Origin of the sequence: Gracilimonas mengyeensis, assembly GCF_900182705.1 — a bacterium.
GTDB classification, from domain to species: domain Bacteria; phylum Bacteroidota; class Rhodothermia; order Balneolales; family Balneolaceae; genus Gracilimonas; species Gracilimonas mengyeensis.
This window is the reverse complement of record NZ_FXTP01000002.1, coordinates 171,815-196,904: the sequence shown is the minus strand read 5'-3', so window position 1 is coordinate 196,904 and position 25,090 is coordinate 171,815. Positions and strand designations below refer to the sequence as shown.

At 44.7% G+C, this 25,090-nt stretch carries 21 protein-coding genes; 15 read left to right on the top strand and 6 right to left on the bottom strand.

Annotated features, from left to right (window positions below; genetic code table 11):
- Positions 1–15 precede the first annotated feature (15 nt).
- The 3 genes from FN815_RS03165 to hemN form a co-directional block, all read right to left on the bottom strand.
- On the bottom strand, positions 16–714 hold the full coding sequence (locus FN815_RS03165) for a succinate dehydrogenase cytochrome b subunit (RefSeq protein ID WP_142453159.1): 699 nt from the start codon (positions 712–714) through the stop codon (positions 16–18).
- Between the two features lie 371 nt (positions 715–1,085).
- On the bottom strand, positions 1,086–2,189 hold the full coding sequence (locus FN815_RS03160; RefSeq protein WP_142453158.1) for a 6-bladed beta-propeller: 1,104 nt from the start codon (positions 2,187–2,189) through the stop codon (positions 1,086–1,088).
- A 166-nt stretch (positions 2,190–2,355) separates the two neighbouring features.
- Entirely contained in the window at positions 2,356–3,708 is a 1,353-nt protein-coding gene (gene hemN, locus FN815_RS03155; RefSeq protein ID WP_142453157.1) for an oxygen-independent coproporphyrinogen III oxidase, read from the bottom strand.
- A 312-nt stretch (positions 3,709–4,020) separates the two neighbouring features.
- Between hemN and FN815_RS03150 the strand changes: the two genes are divergently transcribed.
- Complete coding sequence (locus tag FN815_RS03150; RefSeq protein WP_142453156.1) at positions 4,021–5,268, top strand: Nramp family divalent metal transporter; 1,248 nt, start codon at positions 4,021–4,023, stop codon at positions 5,266–5,268.
- 105 nt (positions 5,269–5,373) lie between these two features.
- Complete coding sequence (locus FN815_RS03145) at positions 5,374–6,204, top strand: sulfite exporter TauE/SafE family protein (RefSeq protein ID WP_221930226.1); 831 nt, start codon at positions 5,374–5,376, stop codon at positions 6,202–6,204.
- 284 nt (positions 6,205–6,488) lie between these two features.
- Here FN815_RS03145 and FN815_RS03140 read toward each other — a convergent pair whose 3' ends face one another.
- The 3 genes from FN815_RS03140 to FN815_RS03130 all read right to left on the bottom strand — a co-directional run bounded on the left by FN815_RS03140 (position 6,489) and on the right by FN815_RS03130 (position 7,872).
- Entirely contained in the window at positions 6,489–6,860 is a 372-nt protein-coding gene (locus FN815_RS03140; RefSeq protein WP_142453154.1) for a type II toxin-antitoxin system VapC family toxin, read from the bottom strand.
- Positions 6,847–7,080, bottom strand: a complete 234-nt coding sequence (locus FN815_RS03135) for a hypothetical protein (RefSeq protein ID WP_142453153.1) — start codon at positions 7,078–7,080, stop codon at positions 6,847–6,849. The genes FN815_RS03140 and FN815_RS03135 overlap by 14 nt, the downstream gene beginning before the upstream one ends.
- A 222-nt stretch (positions 7,081–7,302) precedes the next feature.
- The gene (locus FN815_RS03130; protein WP_142453152.1) at positions 7,303–7,872 is read right to left on the bottom strand and encodes a DUF420 domain-containing protein; all 570 of its coding nucleotides are present in this window, start codon (positions 7,870–7,872) and stop codon (positions 7,303–7,305) included.
- 282 nt (positions 7,873–8,154) lie between these two features.
- Between FN815_RS03130 and FN815_RS03125 the strand changes: the two genes are divergently transcribed.
- The 13 genes from FN815_RS03125 (at position 8,155) to FN815_RS03065 (ending at position 25,061) form a co-directional block, all read left to right on the top strand.
- Entirely contained in the window at positions 8,155–8,799 is a 645-nt protein-coding gene (locus tag FN815_RS03125; RefSeq protein WP_142453151.1) for a cytochrome c3 family protein, read from the top strand.
- Positions 8,799–11,855: a TAT-variant-translocated molybdopterin oxidoreductase gene (locus tag FN815_RS03120; protein ID WP_142453150.1), complete on the top strand. Its 3,057-nt coding sequence runs from the start codon at positions 8,799–8,801 to the stop codon at positions 11,853–11,855. Before FN815_RS03125 ends, FN815_RS03120 begins: the two co-directional genes overlap by 1 nt.
- A 27-nt stretch (positions 11,856–11,882) precedes the next feature.
- Positions 11,883–13,310 (top strand): NrfD/PsrC family molybdoenzyme membrane anchor subunit, encoded by a 1,428-nt coding sequence (gene nrfD, locus FN815_RS03115; protein WP_142453149.1) that lies wholly within the window; start codon positions 11,883–11,885, stop codon positions 13,308–13,310.
- Between the two features lie 8 nt (positions 13,311–13,318).
- Positions 13,319–13,864: a DUF3341 domain-containing protein gene (locus tag FN815_RS03110; protein ID WP_142453148.1), complete on the top strand. Its 546-nt coding sequence runs from the start codon at positions 13,319–13,321 to the stop codon at positions 13,862–13,864.
- Between the two features lie 28 nt (positions 13,865–13,892).
- The gene (locus tag FN815_RS03105; RefSeq protein WP_246075131.1) at positions 13,893–14,894 is read left to right on the top strand and encodes a c-type cytochrome; all 1,002 of its coding nucleotides are present in this window, start codon (positions 13,893–13,895) and stop codon (positions 14,892–14,894) included.
- A 25-nt stretch (positions 14,895–14,919) separates the two neighbouring features.
- Complete coding sequence (locus FN815_RS03100; protein ID WP_142453146.1) at positions 14,920–16,131, top strand: hypothetical protein; 1,212 nt, start codon at positions 14,920–14,922, stop codon at positions 16,129–16,131.
- Between the two features lie 12 nt (positions 16,132–16,143).
- Entirely contained in the window at positions 16,144–16,674 is a 531-nt protein-coding gene (locus tag FN815_RS03095; protein WP_142453145.1) for a transposase, read from the top strand.
- A 7-nt stretch (positions 16,675–16,681) separates the two neighbouring features.
- Positions 16,682–17,503, top strand: coding sequence for an SCO family protein (locus FN815_RS03090; RefSeq protein WP_142453144.1), 822 nt, complete (start codon positions 16,682–16,684; stop codon positions 17,501–17,503).
- 12 nt (positions 17,504–17,515) lie between these two features.
- Entirely contained in the window at positions 17,516–18,460 is a 945-nt protein-coding gene (gene coxB, locus FN815_RS03085) for a cytochrome c oxidase subunit II (protein WP_142453143.1), read from the top strand.
- Between the two features lies 1 nt (position 18,461).
- The gene (gene ctaD, locus FN815_RS03080) at positions 18,462–20,201 is read left to right on the top strand and encodes a cytochrome c oxidase subunit I (protein WP_142453142.1); all 1,740 of its coding nucleotides are present in this window, start codon (positions 18,462–18,464) and stop codon (positions 20,199–20,201) included.
- A gap of 35 nt (positions 20,202–20,236) precedes the next feature.
- Positions 20,237–20,887: a cytochrome c oxidase subunit 3 family protein gene (locus FN815_RS03075; RefSeq protein WP_142453141.1), complete on the top strand. Its 651-nt coding sequence runs from the start codon at positions 20,237–20,239 to the stop codon at positions 20,885–20,887.
- Between the two features lie 55 nt (positions 20,888–20,942).
- Entirely contained in the window at positions 20,943–21,260 is a 318-nt protein-coding gene (locus tag FN815_RS03070) for a cytochrome C oxidase subunit IV family protein (RefSeq protein ID WP_142453140.1), read from the top strand.
- Positions 21,261–21,692: 432 nt separating this feature from the next.
- Positions 21,693–25,061 (top strand): SusC/RagA family TonB-linked outer membrane protein, encoded by a 3,369-nt coding sequence (locus FN815_RS03065; RefSeq protein ID WP_142453139.1) that lies wholly within the window; start codon positions 21,693–21,695, stop codon positions 25,059–25,061.
- Positions 25,062–25,090 lie beyond the last annotated feature (29 nt).

Here is a 25,090-nt window from a genome sequence, read left to right as displayed (position 1 = left end):
AATCTTGAATCTCTTTTAGTAAGCGATGAGTGAGCCTTCTCCGCCGGTAAGGAAGATGTAAAGCGGAATAAAAATAAAGCCCAGCATCAGCACGATGGCAAATATATAGGCTCCAAACTGTACTTTTTTAGACGTCTCTCCATGTTTCATTCCAAGAGAAGTAAAAGCACTCCAGGCGCCGTGAGCCAAGTGTAAAATTGCGAGTGCCAATACGCCAATATAGCCAAAGGCCACCAGGGGATTGGTGAATTCTTCGATCACCAATCTGCGAAGGTCACGCATTTCCGTTCCATCCACCATGGTAGTGTAGCTTGGCCCAAACTTAAAATGCCAGATGTGCAGCACCAGGAATACCAAAATAATGATTCCGGTATAAATCATACTTTTTGATGCCAGTGTTTGATGGCTGGGACCGCCTTTCGTGCGGTACGTATCATAGCCTTCGGGACGCGCCTTTTTGCGCTGGCGCCAAATGGATATCCCCAAAATCGCATGATACAGGAAGAAGAAAGCCAGTCCGGCTTCGATAAGATATAACAGAGGCCCTAAGCTCTCTAGCGTGTGAGTGTATTTATTAAAGGCTTCGGCTTCCCCAAAAATGGAAAAGTTTCCGGCAAGGTGACCAATAAGAAAGAGCATCAACCCGATACCCGTTATACCAGTCATAATTTTGCGGCCAACCTGGGAATTCAGTGCTTTGATAAGAGAAGGCATGTACTTACGTCTTAGATAATTTCAAATTTTGATACCAGAATAAGGATTGACATCCTTAGAGTTCAAACTTCACACAAAATTGTGAAAGCTTTGTGAATAGCTTCACTGCGCCGTGAAAATCGCTTTTTCCTTTTTGAATGGCAAGGCAGAATAAGTCTAAATATGAACACGAACTTATACTAAAAAAAATTTACCGCATTTATTCCGCCTGTGACCTTCAATAAAGTAATTTACTAATCTTATGGGCAACAACTACTAATAAGAGCCCCATCAGATAATCTATGGCTTTGATCACTGAAAAAGCGTTTTACTTGTGCTTAAATTGCACCATTCTGCGATTAGAAGCTACTGGTTTTTAGGAACACAACTAACTATTCACTGGGATTACTGTAGAAGGCAAACGTAACATCATCCAGACGAAGTCCCAAATGGTTGTCGGAAACATGGGTAAGTAAGGCTTCCCGGGGCAACATTACTTTTCTCAAGATCTCTCCCTGCATGTTGAGCACCAGCCAGGTTTTTAGTTTCCCGCTGAGATGGGTGCCCAGCCAAATCTCTCCGTTGTGGTATAGCATGTAATCTGCTTTGGCTTTTAGATCGGGTAATAACGGCTCAACCGTTTTCCATTGAGCGTTTCTGTAAGCTGAACGCAAAGAATCAAACTCCGTATTATTTAACTCTTCTTGAGGAAGTTCAACACGTATCGCCTTCAAGGTATCAAGGTTGGCATCCAATTCGGCAATTATATTGGTACGGGTATCAAAAGTTAACAGGGTTTGTTTTTCCGGGCGCCAGGAAAATAAATGTCCGGAACCAAAATCAACTTTTGTTGCTCCGCGTACTTCACCATCTTCTATGTATCTGGCATAGGGATGATTCCTGAGCACTTTCATCTCCCCATAGCTATTCTCAAAGGGATCATATTGCACCAAATATTTCTCGCTCTTTTTATTCTCATCACTCAGAAAGGCATAAGACATCATCTCTACCCAATACAAACTATCCTGAACGGGAAATACTTTTATAATCCCGCTTTCTTTATAGGCTGCAGGAATAATTTCGCGAACCACTTCACCCCTTCCATCCAATACCAAAATTTTATCATTGTGCTGATCGTAGGTATAAACCTGCCCTTTTTTATCCTTAACAAAAGCAAATGGGTCCAACACCTCACCCGGCCCACGTCCTTCACGAATGAGTTTTTCAAGTCCACCTTCTTCATTTAGAAAAAGCAGGTTGTTTCTCCCACGATCGGCAATCAGTACAGTCCCGTTTTTCATCACCACACTTTCGTACCCCAGGTGTTCGAAAAACACGGTATCGGCCTGATTAAAAGCCCGGATTTGCGATGGCACCACTTCCGGTACCCGCTCAAGTACCGCCCAGGGATCTTCGGGTTGAGATTCTCCACAGCTCATCATCACCAAAAAAATAACCGGCACCCACAGCCATTTGCACCCTTTATATAAACACATGCTATTCTCTTTATTTATCTGATATTTATCTCTTAAGCGAAAGCAATAAACTGATAAATAAGAAATCAGGCAAGTAGCAAAATATCAATTGTATATAAACAAAAAGCCACTCGACAAAAAGGAAGCACTTCTGAATTCCATATTCAGTGTTCAATATTCGATATTCTTAGACCGTCTTGGAAAAGATCTGTCGATCAGGTTTGTTGCGCTGCAATTTCAAATCAAAAGCCATACAAACATTGCGTACAAAGGGGCGGCCCTTTTCTGTCACCTGAATCTTATTCCCCGAGATTTCCACCAAACCGTCTTCTTCAAGTTCTCCAAGCCCTGCTTTAATTTCGGCAAGCAATGCAGGATCTCCTTCAAACTCTGTTTCAAAACGACACATGATATTCAGAATATTCTGCCGCAGCATCAGGTCTTCCTCATTCAGCAGATGTCCCTTAAAAATTGGAATTTCCCCTGCTTCCACACGCGCCTGATAATCCTCCAGCTTCTTCTCATTTTGAGCAAACGCATACCAGCTATCGCTGATAGACGACATGCCCAAACCAATCATCACTTTCGTGTTGGTAGTGGTATAGCCCATGAAATTTCGATACAGGGTTCCATTTTCCATAGCTTTATATAACGAATCGGTTTTACGAGCGAAATGGTCCATGCCGATTTCCACGTAGCCATTTTCAGCAAACATGCGTTTACCCGTTTCATACAGCTCACGCTTTTCGGCATCCTTGGGGAGATCATTTTCATCAAAGCCACGCTGTCCGGTCCCTTTAATCCATGGCACGTGCGCGTAACTATAAAAAGCAAGGCGGTCGGGCAGCAGCTCCAGTGTTTTCTCAATGGTATGCTCAATACCCGCTTTGGTTTGATGCGGCAACCCAAACACCAGATCGTGATTGATGGAAGTATAGCCTATCTCTTTAGACCAATTATGTACTTTCTCTACATTCTCAAACGGTTGCACCCGGTTGATAGCCAGCTGTACCTGTGGGTCGTAATCCTGCACGCCGTAGGAAACCCTTCGGAAACCCAGATCATACAAAACCTGCAGGTGTTCTTTTGTGGTATTATTCGGATGCCCCTCAAAACTAAACTCCGGAATTTCTGCGGACTTGGCTCCTTGCAATATGCCATTAATAAGACGCTCCAAATTGGCGGGACTAAAAAAGGTAGGCGTCCCCCCTCCCAGATGGATCTCTTTTATGGCGGGAGCAAAAGGCAACCGCTCTCCATACAAATCCCATTCCCTAAGCACGGTAGAGATATACGGATCTTCTACCTCATGGCGCTTAGTGATGCGTTTATGACAACCGCAAAACGTACAAAGGCTTTCGCAGAAAGGCAGGTGAATATATAGCGAAATACCTTCTTGCTGTGATTCCTCTAAGGAACGCAGCAATGAACTTTCCCATACTTCTGTACTTATGCCGGAACCATCCCAATAGGGTACCGTGGGGTAGCTCGTATACCTTGGACCCGGCACGTTGTATTTACGGATCAAATTTTCAATCATTATTCCTCATAGTTTTCAGGGGCGAGAATACCGGATCTTTGTTAAGATTTGGTGAATGCATAGCATTAAGTTGATAATATCCTCCACGGCAAGTCCTTACGCAGTTTTACTTTAATTAAGCTTTTAAATGTTTACCATTCGCGCAGCTAAATAATAGCTGAGGTCTGCGTTTTGGCATAACAATCACGTTATTGTCAGAACATGCTACAGAAGGATGTTGAGCTTTTATTTCAACCCTTTCTTCCTTCTTTGTTTCCAATATTTGTTAATAAATCACCCCAGCAGAATAAAACCCCAAACCAACATCGATACATGAAAGAATTTTTTGCAAACTTTTTTGATAAATACGGATTGTCCTTCATCATGGTGGCCAGCTATTTTGGCAGCGGCTCTATCTTTATTGCAAGTCAGGCCGGTGTAGAATACGGCTATGTGTTGATTTGGGCAGTAATTGGTGCGGTATTGCTTGGTTTTATGGCACAAGATATGAGTGCTCGCCTGGGTATTTACGGGGATACGCTAATGACTTTCATCCGGAAGAAACTGGGTAAAAACGGGGCTCTCGCCCTGGCTCTTTTCCTTTCTTTAGGATGTATTGCCTGGACCCTCGCTCTTACAGCTGCCGTCGGCATGAGCTTTGAAGTACTTACAGGCGGCGCCGTAAGTTGGCAGCCCCTGGCTGTTGTTACCGGTATTGTTGCTATCATTGTAGGGGTATTGCACTACGGATATGTGGAAAAAGTAATGACCGGCATGATGTTTTTATTACTTGTTTTATACCTGGTAGTAGCGGGAGCCAACGGCCCCGACATGGTTGAAGTGGCCAAAGGCTTTATCCCTGCCATTCCTGATACGGGCGCCATGTTGTTAGGTGCCGCCATCCTAGGTACAACGGCACTTTGGCCCAATTTCTTTCTGGAATCCATCCTGGTAAAGCGTAAAGGCTGGAATAGTGATAAACACGTAAAAAGCATGCGCACCGATCTTACCATGGGCTACACCGTTGGCGGGTTGATAACCGTAGCTATTATCATTGTTTCAGCTGCCGTATTGCGACCAGCCGGATACACCGAACTCTCTACCTTTGTAGCGCCAGGCGAAGCCCTTGAAATTGTACTGGGCCGCTGGGCTATGATTGTGTTTTTAATTGGGGTGATTGCTGCCGCCTTTAACAGTATTGTCCCAATCATGTGGACGATTCCCTATATGATCCTGGAAGCCCTGGATATTGACCATAAAGAAGGCAGCAGTAAAAGCTTTAAGCTGATTTTTGCCGGAGGGATCCTAATTGGTATGTTTTCACCGCTGGTAGCAAAAGTAACCGGATTAAGTGTTGTAGAGATGATTACCCTGTTCCCGGCCTTCAATGGTGTATTTGGGCTCCCCATCTCCGCCGCGCTTCTATTCTGGGCCATGAACGACAAAAAACTGATGGGCGCCAACACCAACTCATGGAAACTTAATGCCGTTAATTTTATTCTGGTGCTGTTTTCCGCTTACATTGCTATCAACTCTGTACAAGGTGTGCTCGGGGCTATTTTTGGTGGGATGTTATCATAACCAAGACATTTACACTCTAATCAACCCTTGTTCAAGCGTCCGCTTAGACCAGCAGACATCTGCTTGATCCTTTGAAAACACCAAAACCTAATCATCGCCTCCTTAATGACTCTATTCTTCAGCCTCTTTCTTACTGCCATGACCGCAATGAGCACGGAAATCATGATCCTGTTGCTCATTATCGCTTTAGTAGGAGGAGTTTGTATAACCACCATTGGGCCAGGCGGGATTTTTGTAACCATCGCCCTGTTTGCCCTACTGCCTATTGGACCAAGCACTGTGGCAGGCACAGCCAGCGCTACCTTTATTGCCACGGGTGTTGTGGGGAGTTTAGGCTATCTGCGCTCAGGAGAGCTCAAAGGAAAAATAGCAGCTAAAGCAGCCGGGGTATTAAGTCTGACCTCAGTAGTTGGGGCTTTTGCCGGGGCACAAATAAACACTTTGCTGAACGCATCTACTTTTGCGGTACTCTTGGGCTTGTTTGTTTTCTTCACAGGACTGCTAATCATGTACCGTCAAAAGAAGCAACTAAAGCCGGATAAGCGCCTCAAGATTGATACGCTGAAAGGCCTGACCTGGCTTGGGGGCGTTGGTATTGCCGTGGGCTTACCCGGTGGACTTTTAGGTGTTGGAGGTCCTGTTCTGGCGGTTCCCCTCATGGTGGTATTGGGAGTTCCTATGCTACTCTCAGTGGCCCTTGCCCAGGTACAATCTATTTTCATTTCACTGATGGCTACGGTGGGCTATATGATTCACGGGGCCGTAGACTGGTATCTGGCGCTTTTTCTTACCATACCTTTACTAATAGGCACCATTTCGGGCTGGTATCTCGCTCAGCGCATTAAAGCCAGTAAACTACAGGTTTCTCTGGCTTTGGTGCTCATTGCTCTTGGCATTTACCTGATGACAGGGGGCGCTACGCCTGGTAGTGTGTGAATGAGAGGGAATAAGTAAATTAGGTGATAAGGGACTAAGGTTTTGAACCTTGGTTTAAAGGATTTTAGGATTAACATGATTTTTGAACCGCGCGGAGTAGATTTATCCTAACTCAAAATTGGCAGCACACTTCGCAAATCGGTTAATCGGTCTGTCGATCATTCGCATATCTGTATGAAATACTTCTCTTCGAGTAAAGGTTTAAAATGGGACTAATAAAAAAGAAAAACACTCAAAAGATTGTAAAGGAGAATGGTTTTATCAGGATGAATGGCTTTAGAGATTTATCTTTGATCGCAAAGCGTTCTTACTTTCTTATCGAATGTATAAACTACATGATTGTTTACCCAATTATAGCTCACAAGAATAGCATCTACAAAATCAATATTTTCAGTTTTATAAATTTTCAAAGATTCGATCAAAACAGGTGTATCTGGTGTCGAAATATTGGTGTACGTAAATAGCTCTAACAATGCCTCTGAGATTTTTATTTTTGGAACTTTGTACACTTTCTCGAGCACGTAAACAATTTCTGCAACAACTTCGGCAGGAATATGAACTTCGTTCTTTTCTATAATTTGTTGAGATTTAGTATAGAACTTTTCATGGTCTTTCAACAAATATCGAAGTATAATATTAGCATCAACGATTTCCATGTTTTTCCCTTACGGCTTTAGCCCACCCTTTTTTTTCTGTTTCAATAAGAGTCTTGTTCTTAAAATCAGATAACAGACCAGCCGCAGTATTTTTAACAGATGTTGGTTTTGAGGGTTTCTCTTTAATGATGATGTCTACTTCTTTACCCATCCAATTACTCAACTCATCAATCTGCAAATGAGTAGAGTCTATTTTCCTGTTAATTTTTATTGTTTCCATGCGTACAACCACCTGCTTCCTACATATTCTGAGAATACTATTGATTATAAATAACGAAAATTATGGCAAAAAAGTTATTCTAATCACTTCATCTCATTGCAAATAGATGGTACAGATAAGAAACATTAATCTCCCCGGTTGTATGTTTAAGGTGCAACTTCAAAAGATCTGAATTAACCCAACTCAACATTCCTTGTTCAATGTTCCCTGTTCGATATTCTATCAACCCCAAATCTTCAGCATAAAAAACACCAATACTCCTGTAACTGACACATACAGCCAAATGGGAAAGGTCCAGCGGGAGACTTTTTTATGGGTTCTGAATTTTCCGCTAAAGGAAAAATAAAAACTGGCCAGCACCAGGGGCACTACAAATATCGACAGAACGATGTGCGTAATCAGAATAAAAAAGTACACCGGACGCACAAATCCTTCGCCCATGAACTTGGTATCACCCACAAAATGATGGTAAATCACGTAACTCACTAAAAAAAGTGAAGAAGTAACGAAGGCTGCAATGTTAAAACGCATATGTTTTTGAAAGTCCCTCCGCTTAATCTCACGAAAAGCCAACAGCAAAAAAATTGTACTCAACCCATTCAAGCCTGCATTAACCGCCGAAAGATTTTCAATCCAGCTAACCGGGGCCTCGGCTCCGTCCTTGAAGTAAATCAACCAGAACAAGAACAAAACAGCCACTACACTCACCCCAATAATGAGGCCAATAGCTTTTTTAGCACTGATTTGTTCCAATATTTTTGAAGATTCAGGTAATTTTATTTTCTCTGCCATCTCATTGCTTCTATGTAGTTACAGATTTAAGGTAAGGGTTCTAAAACTAAATCCAGAGTTTTTCAATTCCTTTTTCGGCATTTTTGCAAAATCTATACTATCTTTTCCGCCCCAATAATCCCTCGAGGATTCCGGTGAATTGCCCGACCTATTTAGACAGGTTTTAAATAAGAATCTGATCGCCCTTTTTATTCTTATAAGAATGAAAAAATTGATAGCTTTGTCCGGCTCGTAACCGGGAGCATCCCAGCTCTATACCTAAACCTAAAATTCGCAATCTTTATGGCGCAGATTTTCCCCAAGTGGACAAATCAGGTTCCCCGAAAAATTTTAATTGGACTTATTGTTTTACTGAACGTCATCATCTTTGGCGTTTGGTATTTCTTCTCACCTGAATATACCGATGTTGGCTATGCTCCGGAACAACCTGTTCCTTACAGTCACAAACTGCATGTGGATGAACTTGGCTTGGATTGCCAATATTGCCACACCAATGTTTTTGACGCCAAGACAGCTAACATCCCTGCCACGCAAACTTGTATGAACTGTCACAATCAAATTGCAACTGACAGCGAGAAATTAGACCTGGTGCGAGAAAGCTGGGAAACCGGTGCAGCGATAGAATGGATACGCGTGCACAACCTGGCAGATTATGCCTATTTCAACCACTCCGCTCACACAACAGTGGGCGTTGGCTGTGAAAGCTGTCACGGACGCGTCGATAAAATGGAAGTGGTATATCAGTCTGAGCCCCTTAGCATGGGCTGGTGTCTGGATTGCCACCGGGAGCCTGAAAAGTATATTCGTCCCGTTGAAGAAGTAACTACCATGGGCTACGAAGTCGAGAATCAATTAGAGTTGGGCAAACAACTGGTAGATAAGCAAAATATTCATGCACCAACCTATTGCCAGGGCTGTCACTATTAATGAAGGATTTAGAACCTACAGATCAACCGATGAGCGAAGTTAAAGAAACCACGTATTGGAAAAGCTTAAGTGAGTTAGCCAATAATAAGGAATACCAAAAATTCACCGAGCGTGAATTTCCTGAAAATGCTACCGAATTATCCGATGGCGTATCACGCCGTGGATTTTTACGTGTAATGGGAGCCTCTGTGGCTCTCGCCGGACTGGCCTCTTGCCGCCGTCCCGTTCAAAAGATTTTGCCCTACTCCAAGCAACCGGAAGATGTTGTGGAAGGCAAACCATTGTATTATGCCACCGCAATGCCGGTACAAGGTAACCTCGTTGGGTTGATTGCTGAAAACCATGAAGGCCGCCCTACCAAGCTGGAAGGCAATGACATGCATCCTGCCAGCAAAGGCGGTACCAGTATTTACAACCAGGCCGCTATCCTTGGACTTTACGATCCCGACCGATCGAAGTCTCCTTTAAATAACGGAAACAAGGTTAGCCGACAGGAATTTGAAGAATTTGCGGCTTCTCACTTTGCCAATACCAACCAGCGTATTGCTTTTATATCGGAAGCCAACTCCTCTCCTACTTATAATAAGCTGAAAGAACAGGCGCTCAGCAAATTCAGTAATGCAAGCTGGGTTACCTATGAGCCTTTTGGAGAAGATAATGTATTGGAAGGCAGCCGTATTGCTTTTGGCTCACGGTTACGCCCACACTATCAATATGGAAATGCAGACGTTGTTGTTTCTTTGAATGATGACTTTATGGCTTCTACCCACCCTAACAGTGTGGAATATGCCAAGCAACTTTCTGCCCGACGTAAAGTTACAGACACCAGCGGCGAGCTGAATCGCATTTACGCCGTTGAAGATACTTTTTCATTGACCGGCTCGTATGCCGACAACCGCTTACGCCTCAAAGCCAGCCAGGTAGAAGCTTTTACTTACGCTCTGGCGGCTGCATTATCCACCCGTGTTAACGGACTGGATGCTTTCAGCGGTTATTCCAACGAATTTTCCGATCACAAATGGATTACCGTTTTAGCGGACGAACTGGCTGCCAATGCAGGCAACAGTACCGTTTCAGCCGGCGCCCAACATAAAGCTGAGGTGCACGCGGCAGTGGCCGCCATCAACCAGGCGCTGGGCAATGCCGGTTCCACGGTACAGTATCTTGACGTACCTCATGTAGATGAACAAAGTAGCCAGCAAGCTTTTGCTGATGTAGTTGCTGACATGAAAGCCGGCAATATTGATACGGCCGTGATTGTAGGAGCGAATCCTGCGTACACCGCATCCGGTTCTGTTGACTTTAAAAACGCATTGAGTAATATAGAAACCGTAATCAACCTGTCAGACTACGTGGACGAAACCGCCCGCGCATCGCACTGGCATGTTAACCGGGCTCACTTTTTGGAAGCCTGGGGAGACGGTTACTCTTACAGCGGCGCACGTTCTATCATTCAGCCACAGATTTTACCGCTGCATGACGGACTGAGCGAAATTGAATTTTTAAACGCTATTGTAAACGGAAGTATTGGCAAAGGATATGACCTTGTGCAAGAAACCTTCCGTAGTTATTACAACACTGGATTTGAAAACCGCTGGACTACCATCCTTCATGATGGTATTGACACAGCGGATAATTTCAACGCCCCTTCTGTGAGTCTGGCTTCAGGCTTTGGAAGTAACATGAGCCGTGCAACCTCTAATGTTAGCACGAATTCAGGTATCGAAGTGGTCATCAAACCAGATGCCACGCTTTACGACGGCCGTTATGCCAACCTTGGCTGGCTGCAAGAGCTGCCCGATCCCATGACGAAAGTTACATGGGATAACGTAGCGCTCATGAGTCCGGCTACAGCCGAACAACTTGGTGTTGAAAATGAAGATGTGGTTGAAATCACCGTAAATGGCCAGTCTGTGCGCATTGCCGCATGGTTACAACCCGGCCACGCGGATGACAGTATTACTTTAACCACCGGTTATGGCCGCAAAGGTCTGGGCCGCGTTGCCACATCCTATATAGACTATACTGCCGGCGGAGTGGATGTTTACCCGCTGCGTAATGCTGAAAATGCACTTTACGCCTCTGCCGATGTCTCAAGTACCGGAGATACCTACGAAATTGCTTGTGTACAGGATCATCACAGCCTCGAAGGCCGTGACATGTACCGACAGGCTTCCATCTCAGAATACAAAGAAAATCCGGACTTCGCCTCTTTTGAGTCGGTACACACCTATCCTGTACCTGGCATGAAAGAAGCCAAAGAAATGGGCGAAGATGAACCTATTTCTCTCTTCGACGAGCAAACTTATCCCGATTACGAACCACAGTGGGGTATGGCCATTGACCTGAACTCCTGCTTTGGTTGCGGAGTATGTGTTATCGCTTGCCAGAGTGAAAACAACATCCCGGTAATAGGCAAGAAAGAAGTTAAAAACGGCCGCGAGATGCACTGGATCCGTAACGATCGCTATTATGTAGGCGATAATGCAGACGAACCACAAGCGGTTCACCAGCCAGTACCTTGTATGCACTGCGAGCTGGCGCCTTGTGAGCAGGTTTGCCCGGTAGCCGCTACCACCCACAGCGAAGACGGCATGAACCAAATGACCTACAACCGCTGTATCGGTACCCGTTACTGTGCCAACAACTGCCCGTACAAAGTGCGTCGCTTCAACTTCTTCAACTATCCAAAAGAATATTTAACCACGGGCGACGATCCCGATATCATCCAAATGGCGATGAACCCGGAAGTAACCGTTCGTTTCCGCGGGGTGATGGAAAAATGCACCTACTGCGTGCAGCGTGTTAACCGCGCCAAAATTGAAGCCAAGAAGGAAACAGGTTCACCTAAACCGGCCGACGGCACCGTGAAAACAGCTTGCCAGCAGGCATGCCCCGCCGACGCCATTTACTTTGGTGATCTCACCGACGATAACAGCGAAGTTGCAAAAATGAAGCGCAACGAGCGAAACTTCCAGATGCTGGAAGAGCTGAATACGCGTCCAAGAACTTCTTACATGGCGAAACTTACCAATCCTAACCCGGCCTTGGCTTAAGATATTAATCAGGAACAGAACCAAAAGATGAGTAAATACCAATACGTACCGGAACCCGCTCTTGTAAAAGGCGATCACGATTTTTCGAGCCTAACACGACTGGTTACTGATATAAATTTACGACCCACTCCCAAAGCATGGTATGTAGCCATGATTGGGGCCAATGCACTGCTGATGCTTATGGTAGTAGCTATTGGATATTTGATTTGGGAAGGAACCGGAATATGGGGACTAAATAACCCTGTAGGCTGGGGATGGGCCATTATTAACTTTGTATGGTGGGTTGGTATCGGCCACGCCGGAACCTTGATTTCCGCTATCCTGTTCCTCTTCCGCCAAGACTGGCGTACCGCCATTAACCGTTTTGCGGAAGCTATGACCATTTTTGCCGTAATGTGTGCCGGGGTATTTCCCGCCATTCACGTAGGTCGTATTTGGGTGATTTACTGGGTATTCCCCATCCCCAATCAAATGGCCATGTGGCCCAACTTTAACTCTCCCCTGCTTTGGGATGTGTTTGCGGTTTCCACCTATTTCACCGTTTCACTGCTATTCTGGTATGTAGGCCTGGTTCCTGACCTTGCCACTATCCGTGACCGCGCTACCGACAAGATTCGAAAAGTAGCTTACGGTATTTTCTCGCTGGGATGGACCGGTAGCAACCGTCACTGGTGGAATTATGAAAAAGCTTATATGATTCTGGCCGGTCTGGCTACTCCACTGGTACTTTCAGTACACACCATTGTATCTTTTGACTTTGCCGTTTCCATGATTCCCGGCTGGCACACCACCATTTTCCCTCCCTACTTTGTTGCCGGTGCTGTTTTTTCCGGTTTCGCCATGGTGCTTACGCTGATGATTATCGCTCGTAAGATCTACGGCATGAAAGACATTATGACCGACGATCACATGGAGAAAATGAATATTGTGATCCTGGTTACCGGCTCTATGGTAGGCTTTGCTTACATGATGGAGTTCTTCATCGCCTGGTACAGTGGCGTTGAATATGAAAAAGCCATCTTTATTTTGCGTGCTACCGGACCTTACGCCTGGGCTTACTGGATTATGATGACTTGTAACGTGCTTTCTCCCCAGTTCTTCTGGTCCAAGAAATTACGCCGTAGTGTAGGCTTTACCTTCTTTATTTCTATTGTAGTGAACATCGGTATGTGGTTTGAGCGTTTTGTAATTACCGTAACTTCACTGGCAAATGACTATTTACCTTCCAGCTGGGATTATTTCTCACCAACCATCTGGGACGTGTTGACTTACGTAGGCACATTCGGACTGTTCTTTACCATGTTCCTCTTGTTCCTGCGCTTCCTGCCTATGATTGCTCTCGCCGAAGTTAAGGCGGTAATCCCATTGGGCGATCCTCATAACTATGATGAGGAAACCGGTGAATTCCACGAACCGAAAGTAGAAGTACCTGAACCTCAACCAGAGAAGGTATAAGAAAGATTATGAGTACGACTGAAGAAAAAGAATTACACGGCATACTCGCCGAATTTAAAAACCCCAAGGAGTTAACAGACGTGGCTAAAGTCATGTCCGAATCCGGCTATAAGCAATTTGATACTTTCAGCCCCTTCCCTATTCATGGAATGGATAAGGCTATGAAGTTGGAAAAATCAAAACTGGGCTGGATTGTACTTGGCCATGGGCTTGTAGGATTTACCGGTGCTATTGCCATGATGTATTTCATGTCAGTAGTGGATTATCCTATCAATATTAGTGGTAAACCCTTTTTAAATGCTCCGGCATGGGTGCCCATTACTTTTGAGCTAACGGTGTTGCTTTCAGCTTTTGGCGCTGTTTTCGGGATGTTTTTCCTGAACGGCCTGCCAAAACTTCACAACCCGCTATTCAATTCAAAAAGATTTAAAAAAGTAACCGACGATGGCTTTTTTGCCTGCATTGAAGCAGACGACAAGCTGTTTGAGACTGAGAAAGTCAAAGCATTATTTGAAGAAGCCGGTGCTACCCACATCGAGGAAGTATATGACTAACATGAATACCTACATATCATTTCCAGGAATGAAGATTAAAGGAATGTTTAAACTTGCCGGTATTGTTGCGCTCGGTCTTGGGCTTACGGCCTGCCAGGGACAACTTTCCGACAAGCCCCCTGTTCATCCCAATATGAACATGGATCAGCAGCCTCGCATGGAAGCACAGGAAGAAAACAACTTCTTTGCAGATGGACGCTCTATGCGTGCCCCGGTTGAAGGGACGGTTGCCCGCGGTTACGCCAAAACCGATCGTGCCTATTACGAAGGCGTTGACGAGAACGGCGATTACATTGACTATATCCCCGTTGAGCTCACAAAATCATTTCTCTACCGCGGTAAAGACCGCTACGAAGTGTACTGTATGCCTTGCCACGGTAAAGGCGGAGCCGGCAACGGAGTAATCATGGAAGGTAACTACGGATATGTACCTGCTCCTTCCTATCACGACCAAAGAATTCTTGATTTACCAGACGGCCAGCTATACGATGCTATCTACAGCGGTGTACGAACGATGCCTTCGTATGCAACGCAGATTGCACCTAAAGACCGCTGGGCTATTGTTGGTTACATCAGAGCGTTACAGGCCAGCCAAAACGTGCCTGAAGCCGAAATGAATCAATATGATGTAGACCTTTCTGAAATGCAGGCAGAATTTAGAGAAAAGCAGGCTGCAGCCGATTCTGCTGCAGCAGCTAAGCAAGATAGTGCCGGAAGCGCCGAACCATCTATAGAAATGGGTAAAGAAGCTATCACCGCAAATGCCTGCGGTACTTGCCACAGCGAAGACGGTTCTTCCGGAATTGGACCTACTTGGGCAGGATTATTTGGCAGTGTTGGCGAGGTAGTGACAGCTGAAGGCGAAACCATCACTGTAACCAAAGATGAAGACTACATTCGCGAATCGATAGTTTCCCCCGAAGCCAAGAAACCTGTAGATTTTGAACAGGGTGTTATGGCCTCCTACAGCTATCTTTCAGAGCAAGAGATTGAGTCCATTATCCTGTACATCGAAAATCTTAATAACTAAGAACTTTGCTTAATACACTTACACAATGAGTCATAAGCCTACAATTACAGATTCTTTACAATTTCCAGCCGACAGCAAAGTTCCGCGCGCCCTGTTTGGATTGGGTGCCGCAGGCTTAATTGCCACTATTATCGGCTATTTCCTGGATGCCGACCAGTTCTTTTTCTCGTACCTGGTTAGTTTTGTCTTTTTTACCGGTATTGCACTGGCCGCTCTTCTTATGGTGATGTTACATCACATAACACGCAGCAGCTGGGGCGTAGTAGTTCGCCGGATATCCGAGTCTTTCTTCTCAAACCTTTGGATATGGGCTATCTTTGTACTGCCTATCATTTTAGGTATTCATAACCTGTTCCACTGGAGTCATCCTGAATTATTGGAATACGGCACCGAAGAGTACGACAAGATTATCAGTGGTAAATCCGCCTACCTGAACTCTACCTTTTTTGTAATTCGTCAGTTCATCTATTTCGCCATCTGGGGCTTTTTAGGATATAAACTCCATCAAGTGTCTGTTAAGATGGACAGAACCAACGACTGGGGACTTACTTCCCTGCTACGAAAGTTCAGTGCACCAGGCATCCTGTTATTTGCCTTTACCGTTGCTTTTGCAAGCTTTGACTGGTTGATGTCTCTGGATCCACACTGGTTCTCTACCATGTTTGGCGTGTACTTTTTCGCCATGAGCTTCCAGGCTTTCTGGGCGGTTATGATTCTTACCGTGTTTTACCTGCACCGCAAAGGCCTGCTGCAAGAAACCATCCGACAAGTACATGTGTACGATCTTGGCGCATGGTTCTTCGCATTCACTGTATTTTACGCTTACATCGCATTTAGCCAATTCTTATTGATCTATTATGCAAACCTTCCTGAAGAGACCCTGTGGTATTACCACCGTTTGGAGGGTGGCTGGCAATACATTGCGTACAGCTTACTCATTTTCCGTTTTGTGCTTCCTTTTATTGTTTTGTTGAACCGGGAAGCCAAGAAAAACCGTACCGTGCTTGGCCTTGTGTCAGCCCTGGTACTGATTGTTCACTTTGCAGAAATTTACTGGATTGCGATGCCCGCTTTTTATGATCACGGCATCCACTTCAGCTGGATGGACATTGCGGCCTTCCTTGGATTGGGAGGAATTTTCTTTGGATTATTCTTCAGAACGTTTAAAAAGCACAATATGGTGCCAAAGAACGATCCGAAGCTCGAAGATTGTTTATCCAAAACTTATCATCAATAATTGATTTGACCGATGTCAGAAAAGTATAGTTCAGAATTTAAAGCAAAAGTTGCTCTCGAAGCTGTTTCACAAGGCCGTACCGTAATTGAGAAGATTGCTGAAAAGTACGACCTGTCTGAAGACCAGGTGATTGCCTGGACAGCTCAGTTACATGAGGATGCTGCTCGCATTTTTGCGGCACAATCAGCCCATGAAGAAGAGAGTGATGCCGAAGACGTAGAAATTGCTACGGAAGATGATGAGTTTGCAGTGGCCGTAAGCCAGGGAGTAATGAGTGATGAGCTCAATTATAAGAAGCTGATCTTCTGGTCATCCTTTGGTACAGCACTTGTTATCATTTTTGTGATTGGTTTGGTGTTCTTCTCGCAATACAGCTTGTTTGAAGCACAGCGGGAAGTTTCGAACCAAACAGTTTTTTCCGATGTTAATGATTTGTATGAACGCCAGGAAGAAGAATTGAATAGTTTTGGCGTAGTAGACATTGAAGAAGGTATTTATAGAATCCCAATAGATAGCGCTATTAGTAAAATAGCTGTCGACTAAATAATACATGAGACGCTTTGCACTGTTAGCAGTTGTTGGGCTCACAGTGCTTCTGACTTCACAAGCTGCACAAGCGCAGTTAAACCGTGAACAGCCGGATGCGCTGCAAGAGCTCGGCATTGATGAAAACCTTGGAGAGACCATCCCCTTGGATGCTGTATTTGCAACCTCGGAAGGTGATTCTGTACGTTTAGGCGATTTGTTGGAGGAAGGAAAACCGGTTCTGCTTAATCCCCTTTATTATGACTGTCCCATGCTTTGCGGCCTGGTGATTGACGGTGTGATAAATGTGGTGAATGATTTAAGCTGGAAACCCGGCAAAGACTTTGTTGTTATTTCGTTCAGTATTGATCCTCAAGAGGATGCAACGCTGGCTAGAACATCAAAACAAAACTATCTGAAAAACCTGACCGAAAGCGAACGGGACAGCTGGCATTTTTTAACCGGCAAGAAATCCCAAATCGACAAGGTGGTTCAATCAGTTGGTTTTCAATACAAAGAAATACAAGAAACTGGAGAATATGCCCATTCAGCGGCTATTATGCTCCTGAGTCCCGAGGGAAAAATAACCCGGTACTTATACGGTATTTCCTACGATGAATTTAACGTTCGTAACGCTCTCTACGAAGCGGCGGACGGCAATATTGGCAGTACCATCGATAAAGTGGTGATGTATTGCTACCAATATGATCCCGAATCCGGAAGTTATGCTCCGGTTGCGATCAATATTATGAAGCTGGGCGGCTTGGCTACGCTGATTATTCTCGGTATATTCCTTGGTATGCTATGGCTTCGAGAAAAACGAAGAAAATCCAATCTTAATAACTGAATTCACTACATAATGGGCAGTTTATTCGACTTTATGCTCCCGGAGCTTAAATCTCCGATGACGGGGGCTACTACCGATGCGCTGATGGGTTTCATCCACATCGTCAGTTTCATCATTTTGGCCGGTGTTACCGTCGCCATGATTTATTTCGCCATCAAATACCGGCGTAGATCAGACGATGATAAAACCCCTTTAATCACTCACAATAACAAACTGGAAATCACCTGGTCGGTTATACCGCTGCTCTTGGTGTTTATCGTGTTTGGCTGGGGATATAAAGGTTGGCTTAATCTCAAATCCGTACCGGATAATGCGTATGAAATCCAGGTTTCTGCTTACAAGTGGGGCTGGACTTTTTCGTATGAAAATGGTGCCCAGGTTGGTAACGAAGTGCACGTACCCGCCGGGCAACCCGTAAAACTTGTGATGCGTTCAGAGGATGTTATCCATTCCTTTTTTGTACCGGATTACCGGATTAAGCAGGATGTACTGCCAAACCGATACACCTACGTTTGGTTCCAGGCAGAGGAAGCCGGCGAGTCACAGGTATTTTGTACTGAGTATTGTGGTACCTCCCACTCTGACATGCTTGCCAAAGTAATAGTACATACCCCGGAAGATTTTGAAAACTGGCTATCTGAACAAAGCTCAGGTGGAGGCGGAACTCCTGCTGAACGCGGCGAAAACCTCATTACCCTCCAAGGCTGTGTAACCTGCCACTCTGTGGATGGTTCCCAAAAAATCGGTCCTTCTTTCCAGGGCTTATACGGACGTGAAGAAACAATGAGTGACGGATCTACGATCACAGCTGATGAAAACTACATTCGTGAGTCCATTCTCGATCCCGGGGCCAAGATTGTTGAAGGCTACCAAAACCAAATGGTCAGCTATGAGGGCCGTTTGAGTGACGATGACATTTCCGACATTATTGAATACATAAAAACTTTAGAAGAATAATATGGCAACTGCTGAAGCATCACCCTCAGGGAATATGAAGACCCTACAGGTAAAGCGCTATAAACCGTCTGAAAATCCTAAGAAAACCTACCTGACCGAAGAGAAGGGTCTGTGGTCTTGGTTAACTACCGTTGACCATAAGAAAATTGGCCTGATGTATTTGGGTTCGGTAACATTTTTCTTTCTACTGGGCGGAGCTCTTGCCCTGTTACTACGTACCGAGCTGCTAACACCAGCTAAAACCTTTATTGAAGCTGACACTTACAATCAGTTTTTCACACTGCACGGGGCCATTATGGTATTTTTTGTACTGGTCCCCTCCATTCCAGCCGCCCTTGGCAACTTCATATTGCCTATGCAATTGGGAGCCAAGGATGTAGCCTTCCCCAAACTTAACCTCACCAGTTTCTATATCTACGTGATTGGTGCCGTCTTTACATTTATTGCTCTGGCTAACAATGGCTTAGATACCGGCTGGACTTTCTACACTCCTTACAGTACCGATTCAACCTCCAGCGTTATCTGGGTTACTTTAGGCGTCTTTATACTTGGGTTCTCATCTATTTTAACCGGAACCAACTTTATTGCCACTATCCACAAGATGCGTGCACCGGGTATCACCTGGGGCAAGTTGCCATTGAACCTATGGGCCTTGTATGCCACCAGTATCATTCAGATTCTGGCTACTCCGGTATTAGCTATTACCCTGTTGCTGCTAACTATGGAGCGTGTGCTTGGAATGGGAATCTTTGATGCCTCTATGGGCGGTGACCCGATTTTATTCCAGCACTTTTTCTGGTTCTATTCACACCCTGCGGTATATATCATGATTGTACCGGGCTTCGGTATTATTTCTGAAGTGATTACCACCTTCTCCAAGAAACACATTTTTGGATACTGGGCTATTGCCTTGTCCTCCCTTGCCATTGCCTTTATCGGCTTCCTGGTTTGGGGACACCACATGTTTACCTCTGGCCAAAGTGGCGTTGCTACCACCATTTTCTCATTCCTCACCTTCCTGGTAGGAATTCCAACCGGTATTAAGATTTTGAACTGGGTGGCAACCTTATACAAAGGTTCTATCGAGATGAAGACCCCGATGATTTATGTATTCATCTTCCTGTTCCTATTCTCGATTGGTGGTTTCACCGGTATTATGCTGGGTTCTCTGGCCGCTGATATCCACTTGCACGACACCTACTACGTAGTGGCTCACTTCCACTATGTGATGATGGGCGGAACGCTGATTGCCCTCCTGGCCGGTATCCACTACTGGTGGCCAAAAATGACGGGTAAGATGTACAATGAGTTCCAGGCTAAGATTGGAGCCGCGCTAATTTTCATCGGCTTTAACATGACCTTCCTGCCCCAATTCATTATGGGTTCGCAAGGGATGCCACGTCGTTATTACAACTACATCGATCAGTTCACCATTTTCCATCAAACATCCACCCTTGGATCGTACATCCTCGGCGTTGGCTTTTTATTGATAGCCTGGTACTTGTTCCGTTCGCTGATGAGCGGAGAGAAAGCTCCTTCAAATCCATGGGGAAGCCGTGGACTGGAATGGCAAGCTACCTCCCCTCCCGATCTGCACAACTTTGATCACACTCCGGTAGTAATTCATGGACCATATGACTATCACAAACCAATGGAAGAATTTCAGCTTGGGCTGGCAAACTCCCATAATGGTCATGGACACGCCGAAGACATCGACGTAGAAAAAGTCTCGGCTCACTAAAACATTTTTTAAAACTAACATAACTCCGCAAGTAAATGGCGAATCATTCGACAACACAAACGGCTCATGTGCAGCATCACTTTGTTGATGGAGATCAGCAATTTGATACCGCCAAACTGGGCATGTGGGTATTTCTGGTAAATGAAATCTTATTCTTCGGCGGGCTCTTCATGGCTTATATCGTGTACAGAGCCTGGTATCCCGAACTGTTTACGGAAGCCGCCCTTGAACTGAATACGTTCTGGGGAGCAGTAAACACTATCGTGCTTATTGGTAGTAGTTTAACCGTGGCCATGGCTATCCGTTCGGCACAGAAGAATCAGACCAAAGGCCTTAAAATAAACCTGCTTATAACCATTGGCCTTGCCATTGTGTTTATGGTGATTAAAGGCTTTGAATACTCCCATAAATTCCATTTAGGCATCTTCCCCGGACAGTTTTACAGCTATGAAGGGCTGCAACATGCACAGGCGCCCATTTTCTTTAGCATCTACTATATGATGACCGGCATTCACGCCTTGCACGTTATCATTGGTATTGGGTTGATGATGTGGATTTACGTACGTGCCCGACGCGGAGAGTTTGGCAGCGATTACTACACTCCTGTGGAAATGACAGGCCTTTACTGGCACTTGGTTGACCTGATCTGGATCTTCCTGTTCCCTCTGTTATATCTCATTGAATGACAGCTATCCTTCTCAACCAACTCTTTCAACACCGAATTAATTACTTTTACAAGCTATGAGCGGACAAAATCACGAACACCATGTTTCTTCTGCAGGCCAACTTTGGGCCGTTGCTGCAGGGTTATTCATCTTAACTATATTGACAGTGGTAATGGCAAAATTTGTTGCCATCCCCCCACCGTTTGATGTTATTGTAGCCTTGAGCATCGCCCTGGTGAAAGCTTTCCTGGTAGCCGCTTTCTTTATGAACCTATACTGGGATACCAAGTTCAATGCTATGTTGCTGCTTATGGCCGTTGCCTTTTTTATACTGATGGTCAGCATCACTCTATTGGATATGCTTTACCGCGTTGATGTAGTCCCCTCATTTTAGGACACATCATTTGAGAACTTTTTGAAAAGCCCTTCATCCGAAGGGCTTTTTTATTATCCCCCCCTTTCAGCCCGCCTTAACGTAAAAAATCTCACCTATCTGTTCATCAGCCACAGGCTGACTTCTCATCCCGAACTTATGCCCGCTTAAAGATTGCCTGGGCTTCTTTACGCTTAACAGTAATAGCGCAAACCATTTTTCCAATAAAGAAGTGCAAAATTAATAATTGATTACAAGCCAACAGAAGAGTTACAGTTTAGTAACATTCCCATAAAGAAATAAATCGAGGTCTTCCCTTTCTTTGACATCTAAAAAAAAGCCCGACCTAATTCGATAATAGATTTGCACGTCAGTCATCGATTAGAAATCGGGCCGAATTTAGCATCACCGGAAATAACTATAACCAGTAACACTAAAGGAAGGCATTATACTATGGAAAATTACTTTCCCAACCAAAGGAAAGATAGGCTACGAATTCTTAAGCAAACGACTCTCTGCTTAATATTATTCGTTTTTATCTTCTCCCATCATACCCTTTATGGCCAATCAAACACTACAGAAGGATCCGACAACCAACAAAGCTTTGAAATAACCGGACGTGTTACGGACGCTTCAAACTCTGAATCATTAACCGGGGTAAACGTAAGAGTTAAAGGATCTGCCAAAACTTATGGCAGAACAATTGGTACCTCAACGGACAGTACAGGCCGATATTCTCTGACGGCTCTTTCCCCCCAAGATACACTTAGGTTCTCTTTTATTGGATTTGAGAACAAGGAAATACCCATTAACGGCAGGACAGTTATCAATGTACAATTACAGTTAGCAACAATGACAGGCGAAGACATTGTAGTTGTAGGATATGGTACCCAAAGGGAAGAAAACATTGTTGGCTCGGTTGCTCAGGTAGAAGTTGATGGCATAGTAAGCCGTCCTTCGGCTGATATTGCTACCTCCTTACAAGGCGCCGTTCCCGGCTTAAACATCCGCTCGGCATCGGGTGGTGATCCTTCACAAACACCCGAAATCAATATTCGTGGTTTCAACTCCATAAACGGAGGTTCGCCACTTATTTTAGTGGATGGGATAGAGGAAGATCTCGCAAATATCAACCCGAATAACATTGAGAGTATAACGGTATTAAAAGATGCCCAATCAGCCGCCATTTACGGTGCCAGAGGATCCTTTGGGGTAGTACTGGTAACAACAAAAACTGGCCGGGAAGGAGAATTTGAGGTGAGCTACTCCAACAATTTTGGATTTACCAAAAATACGGCGCGTACTGATTTTGTAACAAATCCCTATACCTATGCTCAATGGGCAGATGGAGCCATTGGCTCGTACCATAGTGGCTGCTATGTGTGTTATGAGGGAGAAGACTGGGAAATTGCCCGGCAAGTAGGCAACGGCGAACGAGACCCTTTCTATGAACAGCAACCAGATGGCTCTTACAAGTTTTTTATGAATACCGACTTCTACGATGTGCTGTTCAAGGAAAGGCGCCCACATGCATCACATAATATTTCTATCTCCGGAGGATCTGAACAATTATCCGGCGTCATATCAGGAAGAATATATGAAAGAGAGAAAATCCAAAACATACAGGATGCAGAGATGAAGAGATATAACCTTCAACTTAATTTAGCAGCTACACCTTATGATTGGCTCAAGCTTTCTGCTATTAGCAGGTTTAGCAGCAGATATGATGAACAGTATGCGGGTACCAAAAATGGCTGGGGTGGTACGCTTGGAGTAAGTAAATGGCGAGACCTCTTTCCAAATCACCCGGTATCTGTGGATGGAGTAGGTGTAAGTGTAGGACGTACCAGGAACGGATACGTAGGTCGGCTTGGAGCTTTAATGGAAGGCGCCGCTCATCGCCAATGGCAGTACGAAAAACAGACGAATACGCTTAAAGCCGAAGTACGTCCATTCGACCAATTGGAGCTCAATATGGATTACAATTACAGTATTGACCGAACGGACAGAACCTACACATATAAACCCTTTAGTTATTTATCAGGTGATGAACTTGAGCTCATTGAAGATGCCGGCTTGAATCGTCACAATGAATATCGCTGGAAAGATTATTACACAGCGCTGAATATCTACGGAACTTATACAGAGGATATAGCTTCCAGGCATAATTTTAAACTTATGCTTGGCTTTAACCAGGAAGTATTTGACCGGGACAGAATAGGAGCCCGGATTGAAGACTTACTTACGGTAGAAAAATCAAACATTGCATTCGGAACCCAAATACTGGATATGGAAGGTTCTACGCTGGAATGGGCTCTGCAAGGATACTTTGGACGTTTTAATTACGATTACGATGGCAAATACCTCTTAGAAGTGAACGCCCGGTATGATGGGTCGTCCAGATTCCCCGAAGACAACAGGTGGGGACTATTTCCATCCGTGGGTCTCGGCTGGCAGGTAGACCGGGAAAATTTTTGGACTCCTGCTCTGGATGATGTGATTTCCTCTTTAAAAATCCGTGCTTCCTACGGTAAACTTGGAAATCAAAATGTGGGCGTTAATACCTTTAGGCAACTAATTGGCATGGGCAGAACCTCATGGCTCATCGACGGGCAGGAAGTAAATTATGCCAGAGCCCCGGAACCCCTGTCAGCTAACATTGGATGGGAAAAAATTGTTTCTACAAACCTTGGGGTGGATATGGGATTCCTGCAAGATCGTTTGACAGCGTCTGTTGATCTGTATGAACGAAATACCAGCGATATGTATCTGCCCGGGCAACCGCTGCCGGCTGTGTTTGGCGCTTCAGAGCCACGCAGAAATTACGCTTCTATGCGAAACAGAGGTTTCGAAGTCAGCCTTGGCTATAATGATCAGTTTGATGTTTTTGGTTCCCCGCTTGCTTTTAACATCCGGGCCAATGTCTCAAACAATGAAGGAGTAATTACCAAGTTTGATAACCCGAATGGGCTATTAAGTACTTTTTGGGAAGGTCAGAAGCTTGGCGAAATTTGGGGCTATCGCATTGACGGACAGTTTCAATCCGATGAAGAAGCAGCTGCTTTTCAAAATTCATTTGGAGCAGAAAATATCGTCGAGGTTTACCGTGGAATTCTTGACTATGGATCGAACTCTGACTGGAATTACCTGAAAGGTGGCGACCTCAGATATGTTGATGTGAACGGGGATGGCCAAATCAACAATGGAGACAACACCCTCGATAATCCAGGAGATTTGCAGCGTATTGGTAATGCAATGCCTCAATTCCCTTTTGGCTTCAATATAAATGCAAACTGGAAACATTTTGATCTCGGAATCATTGGGCAAGGCGTTGCCAAACAAGATTGGTATCCGTCAGGGCCGCTTTACTGGGCTACATTCCACCGTCCCTATGTGTCTTTTATCAGAAAAGACATCGTAAACAAAGTGTGGGATCCCGAACATCCAAATGATCCGAATAGAATTTATCCTCAAAGACAAAGAGCCTATAATGCTCTAAGTTCAGGGCGCATGTCGGCTAATATTAATGATTACTATCTCACCAACATTGGCTATCTGAGAATAAAAAACCTGACGGTAGGCTTTACCCTTCCCGCAAGTCTTGTAAATAAAGCGAATATCAAAAAATTCAGGATCTACTTCAGTGGAGAGAATTTGTTTACGTGGAGATTTGGAGACTTAACCAAGTACTTGGACCCTGAAGAAGTTGGGGCTCATGTTAGCTATTCAAATCCTAATGGTGTTAGTGCCAAACCTGCAACCAATACCCAACTCTATCCTATGGGTAAAACCTTCTCAGCAGGGGTCGAAATTAGCTTCTAATTCACCTCCTCTGAAACAGAAAAACCGAA

Bases quoted from the DNA above. Each gene is read 5' to 3' on its own strand.
- FN815_RS03165 (WP_142453159.1), bottom strand. From the start codon at position 714: ATGCCTTCTCTTATCAAAGCACTGAATTCCCAGGTTGGCCGCAAAATT.
- FN815_RS03160 (WP_142453158.1), bottom strand. From the start codon at position 2,189: ATGTGTTTATATAAAGGGTGCAAATGGCTGTGGGTGCCGGTTATTTTT.
- hemN (WP_142453157.1), bottom strand. From the start codon at position 3,708: ATGATTGAAAATTTGATCCGTAAATACAACGTGCCGGGTCCAAGGTAT.
- FN815_RS03150 (WP_142453156.1), top strand. From the start codon at position 4,021: ATGAAAGAATTTTTTGCAAACTTTTTTGATAAATACGGATTGTCCTTC.
- FN815_RS03145 (WP_221930226.1), top strand. From the start codon at position 5,374: ATGACTCTATTCTTCAGCCTCTTTCTTACTGCCATGACCGCAATGAGC.
- FN815_RS03140 (WP_142453154.1), bottom strand. From the start codon at position 6,860: ATGGAAATCGTTGATGCTAATATTATACTTCGATATTTGTTGAAAGAC.
- FN815_RS03135 (WP_142453153.1), bottom strand. From the start codon at position 7,080: ATGGAAACAATAAAAATTAACAGGAAAATAGACTCTACTCATTTGCAG.
- FN815_RS03130 (WP_142453152.1), bottom strand. From the start codon at position 7,872: ATGGCAGAGAAAATAAAATTACCTGAATCTTCAAAAATATTGGAACAA.
- FN815_RS03125 (WP_142453151.1), top strand. From the start codon at position 8,155: ATGGCGCAGATTTTCCCCAAGTGGACAAATCAGGTTCCCCGAAAAATT.
- FN815_RS03120 (WP_142453150.1), top strand. From the start codon at position 8,799: ATGAAGGATTTAGAACCTACAGATCAACCGATGAGCGAAGTTAAAGAA.
- nrfD (WP_142453149.1), top strand. From the start codon at position 11,883: ATGAGTAAATACCAATACGTACCGGAACCCGCTCTTGTAAAAGGCGAT.
- FN815_RS03110 (WP_142453148.1), top strand. From the start codon at position 13,319: ATGAGTACGACTGAAGAAAAAGAATTACACGGCATACTCGCCGAATTT.
- FN815_RS03105 (WP_246075131.1), top strand. From the start codon at position 13,893: ATGAAGATTAAAGGAATGTTTAAACTTGCCGGTATTGTTGCGCTCGGT.
- FN815_RS03100 (WP_142453146.1), top strand. From the start codon at position 14,920: ATGAGTCATAAGCCTACAATTACAGATTCTTTACAATTTCCAGCCGAC.
- FN815_RS03095 (WP_142453145.1), top strand. From the start codon at position 16,144: ATGTCAGAAAAGTATAGTTCAGAATTTAAAGCAAAAGTTGCTCTCGAA.
- FN815_RS03090 (WP_142453144.1), top strand. From the start codon at position 16,682: ATGAGACGCTTTGCACTGTTAGCAGTTGTTGGGCTCACAGTGCTTCTG.
- coxB (WP_142453143.1), top strand. From the start codon at position 17,516: ATGGGCAGTTTATTCGACTTTATGCTCCCGGAGCTTAAATCTCCGATG.
- ctaD (WP_142453142.1), top strand. From the start codon at position 18,462: ATGGCAACTGCTGAAGCATCACCCTCAGGGAATATGAAGACCCTACAG.
- FN815_RS03075 (WP_142453141.1), top strand. From the start codon at position 20,237: ATGGCGAATCATTCGACAACACAAACGGCTCATGTGCAGCATCACTTT.
- FN815_RS03070 (WP_142453140.1), top strand. From the start codon at position 20,943: ATGAGCGGACAAAATCACGAACACCATGTTTCTTCTGCAGGCCAACTT.
- FN815_RS03065 (WP_142453139.1), top strand. From the start codon at position 21,693: ATGGAAAATTACTTTCCCAACCAAAGGAAAGATAGGCTACGAATTCTT.